Annotated in this window: 5 protein-coding genes; 2 read left to right on the forward strand and 3 right to left on the reverse strand. The window is 63.0% G+C overall.

The genetic code is table 11. The annotated features are described in order from the left end of the window. Nucleotides 1-41 precede the first annotated feature (41 nt). The gene (locus EN852_RS16035) at nucleotides 42-1,037 is read left to right on the forward strand and encodes a phosphatase PAP2 family protein (protein WP_189545991.1); all 996 of its coding nucleotides are present in this window, start codon (nucleotides 42-44) and stop codon (nucleotides 1,035-1,037) included. A 37-nt stretch (nucleotides 1,038-1,074) separates the two neighbouring features. Next, nucleotides 1,075-2,040 (forward strand): phosphatase PAP2 family protein, encoded by a 966-nt coding sequence (locus EN852_RS16040; RefSeq protein WP_189545993.1) that lies wholly within the window; start codon nucleotides 1,075-1,077, stop codon nucleotides 2,038-2,040. A gap of 228 nt (nucleotides 2,041-2,268) precedes the next feature. On the opposite strand, the gene EN852_RS16045 is transcribed toward EN852_RS16040, so the two are convergent. The 3 genes from EN852_RS16045 to EN852_RS16055 all read right to left on the reverse strand — a co-directional run bounded on the left by EN852_RS16045 (nucleotide 2,269) and on the right by EN852_RS16055 (nucleotide 6,629). Continuing rightward, complete coding sequence (locus EN852_RS16045; RefSeq protein WP_127876091.1) at nucleotides 2,269-3,642, reverse strand: ABC transporter substrate-binding protein; 1,374 nt, start codon at nucleotides 3,640-3,642, stop codon at nucleotides 2,269-2,271. 41 nt (nucleotides 3,643-3,683) lie between these two features. Continuing rightward, nucleotides 3,684-4,052 carry a hypothetical protein gene (locus EN852_RS16050; RefSeq protein ID WP_127875897.1) on the reverse strand — a complete coding sequence of 123 codons (369 nt, stop codon included), beginning with the start codon at nucleotides 4,050-4,052 and terminating at the stop codon, nucleotides 3,684-3,686. 75 nt (nucleotides 4,053-4,127) lie between these two features. Continuing rightward, complete coding sequence (locus tag EN852_RS16055; RefSeq protein WP_281407791.1) at nucleotides 4,128-6,629, reverse strand: DUF5801 repeats-in-toxin domain-containing protein; 2,502 nt, start codon at nucleotides 6,627-6,629, stop codon at nucleotides 4,128-4,130. Nucleotides 6,630-6,640: the final 11 nt, after the last annotated feature.

The following is a 6,640-nucleotide window of genomic DNA, read 5'->3' on the forward strand; positions in this document are numbered from 1 at the left end:
CGGCGACACGGGCCAAACGGTAAATCGGGATGAAACGGTCAGTGTCCCATCGCTACGCGGCAGTCATTGTTTTCGTGACGGCGATGTTCGTGGCGGCCGATCTCGTTATGCTCCCACGATCGGATGTGACATTCAGCCCGTCCAACTGGATCTATCTGCTGAAAGCCGTGCCTCTGGTGGCATTCTTCTTCGCAGCCGCACGGATCGTGGAAATGCGGCGGCCCAGGTTCCCCGACGCCATGCAAGCCTTTTTGGCGCGCGCTGTCGGTTCCATGGAGAACATCGCTACCTTTCTTATGCTCTTCATCCCGCTTTCGGTGGCGAGTTTCCTGTTTATGTATCTCGCGGCGAACACCACGCGTCCGCTGATGGACGCCTACCTGGCCTCGTTTGATGCCGCGATCGGCTTCAACTGGATCCGAGCTGTCGAGTTCGCCAACATGGTCCCATCGGTGGCGACCGTGATGGTCTTCTGCTATGCCGCGCTTGCCTACGAGGTTCCACTAGTCTTCCTGGTGCATTCGATCGGGGGTGGACGTGAGCGAATGCTGGAATTGGTCGCCCTGATTGCGATCTCAGGCCTTATGACAGGTGTCCTGATGCTGGCAGTGCCCGCCGCGGGCGCATATTCCTTCCATGCGCCCGATCGCGGTGTCTTCAGCCATTTCACTGGTGTCGGAGGTCTCGCCCATCTTTCGACCCTCGCGCAACTGCGTGGTTCGACGCCATTCACATTCGTGATCGGCAACACGATAGGGCTTACCAGCTTTCCTTCTTTTCACACCGCGCTGGGCATCATCATCACCTACAATTTGCGGCGCGCGATCCTGTTTTGGCCGGTGGCCGCGATCAATGCGATTATGATCCTCGCTACAGTCCCGGAGGGTGGTCACCATTTTGCCGATGTGCTCGCTGGGGCGACGGTTGCTTTGGTTTCGATTGCCGCCATGCTGCGCGCCGTTAGCGCCGAGCCACAGGCCGAAATCAGACAGTCCGCGGTTTCCAACTCAGCCGCGCCATTTGACGGTGCAAAGTGATGCGGACGGATTGCTCGGGCGCGCCGGAGCGTTCCTGATGAGCGCATATAATCGATACTTGATGGTGATAGTCGCCACCATCGGTCTGTTAGCGCTTTCAGATGCCGTCCTGCTGCAACGATCCGCTATTTACCTGACACCCGCAATAGTGGCGGACGCGGTCCGTGGCATCGCCTTTGGCGCGATGTTCTTCGGCCTGTCGAAGCTGCTCTACCTGGGCATGCGCCGCGCGACCGGTGCGCTTGGAGATGCATCGGCCAGGGTGTCGGAGGGGTTGGAGAGCGTCGGCATCTTCTTGATGCTGTTCTTCGTCTTTTCGCCTGCCAACGCTCTGTACATGTTTCTCGCCGCCGCTACGCAGCATCCGCTGATGGACGGAGCCATGGCTGCAATGGATCGGTCGATTGGCTTCAACTGGCCGGCCGTGGTCGAGGCGGCAAATTCATCGCCGCTGCTGGCCTCGGTTCTTGTGGCCACCTATGCCTCTGTCCTCTACCAGGTGCCGCTGGTGCTGATATTCCATGCCTCGACGAGCGGCCGGGCAAGGTTCTTCGAATTTGCCGCCACGTTGGTCATGGACCTATTCATGACCACCACGATATCGATGCTGGTCCCGACTGCCGGAGCCTATTCCTATTATCAGCTGCAGGCGTCGTCATATAGCCATTTCACGGCGATCGGCGGATTTGCGCACTTGGACACCCTTCACCAGCTTCGCTCGCTGGCCCCTTACGAATTCACCATGCGCAAGGTGATCGGGCTGGTTTCCTTCCCGTCATTTCACACGTCTCTCGGCATTCTGGTTGTCTTTGCCCTTCGACGCACATTCCTTTTCTGGCCGGCAGTGCTGGTCAATGTTGCAATGATTGCCGCCACCGTTCCAGAAGGTGGTCACCATTTCATGGACGTCGTTGTCGGAGCCATCATAGCCGTCGTCTCGATCAGCCTGATCCGTTGGGTTGGCAGGGAAGCCGGCACTTTGAGAGAACTGAAGTCAGCGTGATCTCGAATTAGTGGGAAACTGGAAGGCTCCGCCATCCAATTAGGTCAGGCGCCACCGTCGTTGCGGCACCGGCTTCTTCTGTGGCGGTTTGCTCGACACGGCCGGCTCTGGCGAGACAAACACCAAGCGTTGGACGACGGCCACCGCACCTCCCACGGCCGCGGCAAATGCAGCTAGAACGAGAAGCTTTCTAACAGAACCCAAAACGAGACCCCCCAGAGCCCGATCCTAAAACCCCGCCGTCTGCTTCTCCACCAGCTTCAGCTGGCCCTTCTCCACCTTGAAGAACGGCATCGACCTTTGACTCGAGCCGTCGCTGCGGAAGCGGAACAGGCCGGTCGAGCCGCGGAAGCCGGTCGCGTTCTCCAGCACCTGCTTGTTGAAGCCGTCGGGGCCGGCCGAGCTCGCTATGCCCGCGCTCAGCGCCACCATGTCGTAGGCATAGGCCACGTTGACGTCCGGCTGGTAGTTGTAGGTCGCCTTGAAGCGGTCGGCGATCGGCCCGGTCTCGCTCTGGTCGAGCGTCGCGATATAGGCGCCCTCATAGAGCGGATCCATCGGGCGCTCGAGCCAGCGGTCGGTGCCGATCAGCGTCACTGTCTTGCCAGGAATGCCCTTGGCCTTCAGCGCCGCAAGCACCGCGGCCGGGCTGCCGTCGCCGCAGGCGACGACGACGGCATCCGGCGCCTCGACCAGCGAGCTCATGTCGGACACCACCTTGGCGCCGCCGTCCGTCGGCGAATAGGGCAGCGTCACCGCAAGCGTGGCGCCGTAGATGCTGAGCGCGTTGGCGACCCGGGATTCGACGGCGCTTGAATCTGCGCCCGCCGGCACCATCAGCACGAATTTCCTGGCGCCCTTGCCGGCGATTGCCGCCGCGCCCGCCGCCGCGCTGTCGGCTTCGCTCAGCCGCACGGAATAGACGCCGGGCCCACCGGCGAAATTGTCGGCCAGGGCCAGCACCGGCGGCCGCTTGGAGCCGGAGAGCTTGGCAAGGTGCTGCGCGGCCGCAAGCTCCGACGGGCCGACCACGACCTTGGCCGTGCCCGAGGTGATCGCCTTCACCGCGAGGTCCTTGGCGTAGCCGCTGTCGCCGCGCGTGTCCTGGATCGTCAGCGTCAGAAGCTTGTCGCCGAGATCGGCCATTGCGAGCCGCGCGCCGTCATACATCTTTCGGCCGTTCTCGCCCGTGCTTCCGGGCGCCGAAAGCGGCAGCAGCATGGTCACCTTGGTCGGCCCCGTGCCGAGCGTCAGATTGGCCTTGGCGGCGGTGGCCGAGGTCGGGCCGCTCGACGTCGCGCTGCTCGCGGTTCCGGCGCCTTGAGCCGCTGGGACTTGGGCCGCGAGGGTCTGGGTCTGGCTGCCCTGGGTCGCGCTGCTTGCCTGCTGCGTCGCCGCGCTGCCCGCCTGGCCGGCGGGTGCCGCGATCGCCGATGGGTCGAGCACATCCGACGCGCCGCTTTTCGACTGGCAGCCGGAGGCGGCCGCGGCGACCACAAAGGCGAGCGCCAGGGCTCGCCAGCGCTCGTGTCGGAAATCAGCTTGCGGCGCCACGCGGGCAGCCGGCGCCGCGGAGGCATCCGCCTCCGCCCGGGCTTTCATGGCCATCATCGCAGCCAGCCGGTGTTCGCTCGCCCGTCAGCTCAGTGCATGTACTCGACCATACGGTCGTGGAAGCATTCGCATTTGTTGAGCGTGTCTTCGTCCTTGTAGTTCGTCTTGAGGTAGCCATAGGCCATGCCGCAGGCGACCTTGGCTTCCGAAGCCCAGACGAAGGCGGGACGCGACGAGTTGATCCATTCCGGACTGTTGGCGACGGCGACCGACTCGTCCATCAGCTTCACGACATGATCCTTGAGCTCGACCATGTTGTCGGTCAGCACCAGGTCCGAGGTGCCCACGGTGCGGCAATAATTCACCGCCGACTCGCCGATGATATCGGCGGCAAAGCCCGTCGACCCGGCCAGCAGCAGCGCCGCGGCCGAAGCCAGCAATCTTGCGGAATGTTTCATGTAAGCCCCTCTCAGAATTGCGAATTCGCGGTTCGCTAATGCATAGCATGGAAGCGTGGCATTGCGCCACGCCGTTTAAACCACGTTTGCCGTTGTCGTATGCGTATGCGCACCGTCGTCGTAAAGTAGGGTAATCGTGTTGGCCGCCGGCAGTACCGGATTGGTCAACTGAGCGACTGGGACAAAACTGGCTCCGCCCGCCGCGCCGTCCACGTCGACGCTCAACGTGCCTGTCGCCTGGTCATAGTTCACGTAGTCGCCAATGTTCTCCGACCCGGTCTTGAACAGCGATGTCAGGTCGATCACGTCACCCTGGGCGCCATTGTAGTCGGTAATCAGATCCTTGATGTCGATATGGTCGAGCTTGAACGTATCGGCACCCGCGCCACCCGTCAGCGTATCCTGTCCCAGGCCGCCGACGAGGATGTCATTGCCGCCCCCGCCATTGATCGTGTCGTTGCCCGCGCCGCCTGCGAGATAGTTGTCTCCCGCATTGCCGAACAGGAAGTCGTTGCCGACGCCGCCGATAAGCCCTTCTATGCCGGTTAGGCTGTCTCCGGTTGCGTCGCCGCCGCCTATCGTGCCGATTTCAGGGTTGCCGAACGTCACCGGCGCTCCGGACGCATGGCCGTCGTCGGCCAGATGGATGGATACCGCCGACGTGCTTCCGGTGTAGTCGGCAATGTCGGTTCCGGCGCCGCCCGCGATCGTATCGACATGCGTGCTGCCGGCGATGACATCGTTGACGGCCCCAGCGAAGCCGTTGAGGGTGTAGTTGCCGCCCGAACCCGCAGCCACCTGATGGATGTCCAACCCTTGGATAGCGCTCACGTCGCCATCCTTGTCGACTGCGCTCACCTGGAAATGGTAGTTCGAGTCGCTCGGCAGGATCGTCTGGGAGATGCCAACGCTTTCAAGACGCAGCTTTGAGCTCGGATCGCCAGTGATCGAAATCACGTTGAAGTCGATTGATGGGTCGATGATGAGGTGGCCATTCGTGAGCGTTGCCGTGCCATTTTCCGTCTGTCCCGTCCCCGTATTCGTCGCCGTCCAATGCACCGATCCGGAGCTGTTGCTGCTGGCAGTGAAATCCAGAGCGCTGACATAACGGGGATTGAGCGTGGGAGCGTCATTTCCGGGTGTTCCGGAGGTGTGAAACTCCATTGTGAAATTTTCACCGCTTTCGACGAACTGGTCGCTCACGCCGAAGCCTTGTGTGGAAGAATTGACGCCGCTTCCGCTACCGGTAAATTCCACCAGGCCGTCAGGTGTCTCGAGGAACGGAGTCGGACCACCCGCGCTCAACCCCGTCAAGGTTTGTGTGACGCTCGTTACCGCTTGGGGCGTGATGAGGTCGAACTCATACGTGCCATCCGGCCTAACCGTAAGGTCGAAGACCTCGGTTGCACCCGACATCGCGTGGAGGACGGTTGTACCGTCCGCCGTGTGTGACGCCGTGTAAGTGATGCCGGCGATCACGGGACCAGTTATGTTGAAGTGATCGAGGCCGTCGGCTCCTGCCGAAATTGAGAACAGACCGCTGACGGCTCCGACCTCATTCGGGATCGTGCCCGAGGTGAAGGAGCCGAGAGTCGGGCCGTCGTCGTGGAAGTTGAGCGAGGTGCCGATGTTGATCGTCTGCGAGGCATGATCGCCGTCGCCGTCGGTCACCGTCGCCGTCAGCGTCACCAGGTTGGCGGCCGATAGCGTTGCATTGTCATTGGGGTTGTTGGGATCGGAATGCACCACGGCGCGCTGCTGGTCGAGCGTGACGTTGCCCGAGGCATCGGTGGAGACCGTGAACACGATCGCGCCGCCCGCGCCGGCCCGGCCGACCACCTGGCCGCCCTCCAGGCTCAGCACCACCGCCTGGCCGGTCGCCGTATCGACCAATCCGGTCGAGCCGGCGTTGAAGCCCAGCGCATAGGTCACCGCACCGGCATCCGCCACGCCATTGTGGTCGGCGTCCAGCGGACCATCGGCGCCGAAGTTCGGCGTGAAGGCTCCGGCGAAGCTCGCCGTCGCATTGGTGGCCAAGGTCGTCTCGTCGACCGTCAGTGACACGCTCGTTCCGCTCGCCACGATCGAGGGCGCGTCGTCGTGGAAGTTGAGCGAGGTGCCGATGTTGATCGTCTGCGAGGCATGATCGCCGTCGCCGTCGGTCACCGTCGCCGTCAGCGTCACCAGGTTGGCGGCCGATAGCGTTGCATTGTCATTGGGGTTGTTGGGATCGGAGTGCACCACGGCGCGCTGCTGGTCGAGCGTGACGTTGCCCGAGGCATCGGTGGAGACCGTGAACACGATCGCGCCGCCCGCGCCGGCCCGGCCGACCACCTGGCCGCCCTCCAGGCTCAGCACCACCGCCTGGCCGGTCGCCGTATCGACCAATCCGGTCGAGCCGGCGTTGAAGCCCAGCGCATAGGTCACCGCACCGGCATCCGCCACGCCATTGTGGTCGGCGTCCAGCGGACCATCGGCGCCGAAGTTCGGCGTGAAGGCTCCGGCGAAGCTCGCCGTCGCATTGGTGGCCAAGGTCGTCTCGTCGACCGTCAGTGACACGCTCGTTCCGCTCGCCACGATCGAGGGCG

This window comes from Mesorhizobium sp. M2E.F.Ca.ET.209.01.1.1 (assembly GCF_004010375.2).
Lineage (GTDB): Bacteria > Pseudomonadota > Alphaproteobacteria > Rhizobiales > Rhizobiaceae > Mesorhizobium.

Bases quoted from the DNA above. Each gene is read 5' to 3' on its own strand.
- EN852_RS16040 (WP_189545993.1), top strand. From the start codon at position 1,075: ATGAGCGCATATAATCGATACTTGATGGTGATAGTCGCCACCATCGGT.
- EN852_RS16045 (WP_127876091.1), bottom strand. From the start codon at position 3,642: ATGAAAGCCCGGGCGGAGGCGGATGCCTCCGCGGCGCCGGCTGCCCGC.
- EN852_RS16050 (WP_127875897.1), bottom strand. From the start codon at position 4,052: ATGAAACATTCCGCAAGATTGCTGGCTTCGGCCGCGGCGCTGCTGCTG.